This is a genomic window from Rubrivivax gelatinosus, from assembly GCF_016583785.1.
Classification (GTDB): Bacteria; Pseudomonadota; Gammaproteobacteria; order Burkholderiales; family Burkholderiaceae_C; genus Rubrivivax; species Rubrivivax gelatinosus_B.
Window position 1 is genome coordinate 1 of sequence record NZ_NRRU01000193.1, and the last position, 3068, is coordinate 3068.

4 protein-coding genes are annotated in these 3068 nt (G+C 74.1%); all 4 read right to left on the reverse strand.

Going from position 1 to position 3068, the window contains the following annotated elements:
- A partial coding sequence (locus tag CKO43_RS25175) for an ABC-type transport auxiliary lipoprotein family protein (protein ID WP_200380383.1) occupies window positions 1–342 on the reverse strand: 342 nt, incomplete at its 3' end.
- Window positions 339–1352 carry an MlaD family protein gene (locus CKO43_RS25180; RefSeq protein WP_200231543.1) on the reverse strand — a complete coding sequence of 338 codons (1014 nt, stop codon included), beginning with the start codon at window positions 1350–1352 and terminating at the stop codon, window positions 339–341. The genes CKO43_RS25175 and CKO43_RS25180, both read right to left, overlap by 4 nt.
- Window positions 1349–2134 (reverse strand): ABC transporter ATP-binding protein, encoded by a 786-nt coding sequence (locus CKO43_RS25185; RefSeq protein ID WP_346728422.1) that lies wholly within the window; start codon window positions 2132–2134, stop codon window positions 1349–1351. The genes CKO43_RS25180 and CKO43_RS25185 overlap by 4 nt, the downstream gene beginning before the upstream one ends.
- Before the next feature lie 5 nt (window positions 2135–2139).
- Window positions 2140–3068, reverse strand: a 929-nt coding sequence (locus tag CKO43_RS25190) for an MlaE family ABC transporter permease (RefSeq protein ID WP_200380384.1), incomplete at its 5' end; no start/stop codon positions are given.

The window sequence follows — 3068 nt, forward strand, 5'->3', positions numbered from 1 at the left end:
GGTCCAGACGCTGCCGGCGCCGCGCAGGCGCTCCAGGTCGGCACGCAGCAGCCGTGGCACCGCGTCGCGCAGCGGTTCGGCCCAGCGTTCGCCCTCCAGCGCCTGTACCCGGGCATCGCCGGCGGCGACGACGATGGACTCGCGCTGCAGGTACTCGGGCAGCGCGACGGCGGATGCCAGCGCCCAGACCTCGGCGCCGGGCGGCGGCGGCGCCACCGCTTCCGGCGCCGCGCTGTCCAGCCGGTAGAGGCGGCGCTCGGGTGTCGGCGTGACGGCGCAGCCGGCCAGCAGCAGCATCGAAGCCAGCGCCAGGCGCCGGCGCGAAGGGGAGCGGGGTGTCATCGTGGGGCCTCCTCGGCCGGGGTGCCGCGCCCGCGCAGCAGCGCCTCGGGGTGGCGTTCGAGCAGGTCGGCGAGTTCGCGCACCGCACGTGCGGCACGCGAGACGTCTTCGAGCGTGCGGTCGGTGCCGCGCATCAGCGTCGAGTCCTCGGCCGTCGCGCGCCGCAGCCCGGCGGCGGCGGCGGCCAGTTCGTCGGCGCTGCGCTGGATCTGCGCCATCAGCGGCGAGTCGGGCGCGAGCAGCGTGTTCAGCTGCTCGGCCGTCGTCGACAGCCGCTCGGCGGTGCCGCGCACGCTGTCCATCGCCGTCTTCGTGCTGCCGAGCGCGCCCTGGGCGCCGTCGGCCAGCGGCCCGAGCCGGCGCTCGAGCTGCTCGCTGACGGTGCGCAGGTTGGCGGTGATCTGCTGCAGGTCGTTGAGCGCCTGGCCGAGCTGCGGCCCGGCGACGATGGCACGCGCCGAGGCCGCGATCGCGGCGACGTCGTCGACCAGGCGGCGGAAGTCCATGCCGTCGAGCTGGGCCTTGATGTTCTGGATCGCGGTCTCGGAGGTCGGGATCTCGACCAGGCCGGGGTAGGCACCGTGGCGCGAGCGCGCCTCGTCCGGGCGCAGGTCCAGGTCGACGTAGAGCTGGCCGGTCAAGAGGCTCTGCATCGCCAGCTTGGCGCGCAGCCCGCGGTCGACCAGCGCCGGCAGCGCGAGCTCCGCGCCGCCGCCGTCCAGGCTGCGGATCGCGTCGCGGTCCAGCGCCACGAACACCGGGATCGAGAACTCGCCGCGGGCGCTGTCGTGGCGGATCTCGATCGACTCGACGTTGCCGACGCGCACGCCGCGGAACACCACCGGTGCGCCGATCGGCAGGCCGAAGACCGAGCCGCTGAAGTGCATCACCGCGCGGTCCTTGCGCGCGAACAGCTGGCCGCCGCCGATCGCGAACAGCGCGCCGCCGAGCAGCACCAGGCCGCCGAGCACGAAGGCGCCGATCAGCGTCGGGTTGGCGCGCCGCTTCATGCCGGCCTCCCGCGGGCCAGGAACTCGCGCACCGCCGGCGGGCCGCTGGCGGCGAGTTCGCGCGGCGGGCCCAGCGCCGTCATCGTCTTCGTCTGGGCGTCCAGGAACAGCAGGCGGTCGCCGACGGCCATCAGGCTCTCCAGTTCATGCGTGACCATCACGATCGTGGTGCCGAAGTCGTGGCGCAGGTGCAGCAGCAGCTCGTCCAGGCGCGCCGAGGTCAGCGGGTCCAGGCCGGCCGAAGGTTCGTCCAGGAACAGCAGCGCCGGGTCCAGCGCCAGCGCGCGTGCGATCGCGGCGCGTTTTTTCATGCCGCCGCTGAGAGCGGCCGGCTCGGCGTCGAAACTGCCCGCCAGCCCGACCAGCGCGAGCTTGAAGCGCGCCTCGGCCTCGCGTTCGGCGGCGTCCATCGGGCTGAACAGCTCCAGCGGCAGCATCACGTTTTCTCCCACGGTCATCGAACTCCACAGGGCGCCGCCCTGGAACATCACGCCGAACGCCCGGCGCAGCGTTGCCAGCGTCGCGTCGTCGCTGGCGTAGAGGTCGTGCCCGGCGTGCAGCACGCGGCCGGCGGCCGGCGGCTCCAGCCCGACCAGGTGGCGCAGCAGCGTGCTTTTGCCGCAGCCGCTGGCGCCGGCGATGACGAAGACCTCGTCGCGGCGGATCTCGAAGTCCAGGTCGCGCTGCACGACATTGCTGCCGAAGGCCATCGTCAGGTGTTCGGCGCGCACCAGCACTTCGGACGCCGGCCGCGCGGCGTCGTCCGGTCTCGCGGCGGGCACCGCGCTCACCAGCCCAGGCGCTGGAACATCACCGTCAGCGCCGAGGCCGCGACGACGATCCAGACGATGGACTGCACGACCGACTTCGTCGTCGCCGCGCCGACCGCCTGCGCGCTGCGCCCGGCCGCCAGCCCCTGGCGGCAGCCGGCGATGGCGATCAGCACGCCGTAGACGGCGGCCTTCAGCAGACCGATCGCGACGTGCTCGAAGGCGAGTGAGCGCAGGCTGTTGTCCAGATAGGCCAGCGGCTCGACGCCGAAGATCCCGACCGCGACGAGACCGCCCATCACCATCGCCACCAGCGCGCCGTAGGCCGCCAGCAGCGGCGTCACCACGGCCAGCGCGAGCACACGCGGCAGCACCAGATGGCCCAGCGGGTCTATGCCCAGCGTGCGCAGCGCGTCGACCTCCTCGTTGGCGACCATGCTGCCGAGCTGGGCGGCGAAGGCCGCGCCGACGCGGCCCGAGAGGATGACCGCGGTGATCAGCGGCCCGATCTCGCGCACCACGCCGATCGTCACCAGGTCGGCGATGAAGATCTGGGCGCCGAAACGCGCCAGCTGCACCGCACCCATGTAGGCCACGATCAGGCCGACCAGGCCGCAGACCAGCGAGACGATGGGCACGCTGCGCGGGCCGCACTGCTCGAACTGCCAGGCGAGGTCGCTGGCGCGCAGGTCGCTGCGCCCGCGCAGCAGCGTGCCCAGCGCCAGCAGCAGCTCGCCGACGAAACGCAGCGTGCGCAGCGCTTCGTCCCAGGCGTCGTGGCTGCGGCGCCCGACCCGGGTCAGCCAGCCCGGTGCCGGCTGTGCCGCGGGCGGTGCCGGCGTGCCCGCGGTGGTGGGGGCGGGCAGGGCCAGCGTCAGGATCTGGCGCAGGCCGGGCGGCAGGCTGTCGAGTTCGAGCCGGCGGCCGTCGCCGGCCAGCGCCGACA

Bases quoted from the DNA above. Each gene is read 5' to 3' on its own strand.
- CKO43_RS25180 (WP_200231543.1), bottom strand. From the start codon at position 1,352: ATGAAGCGGCGCGCCAACCCGACGCTGATCGGCGCCTTCGTGCTCGGC.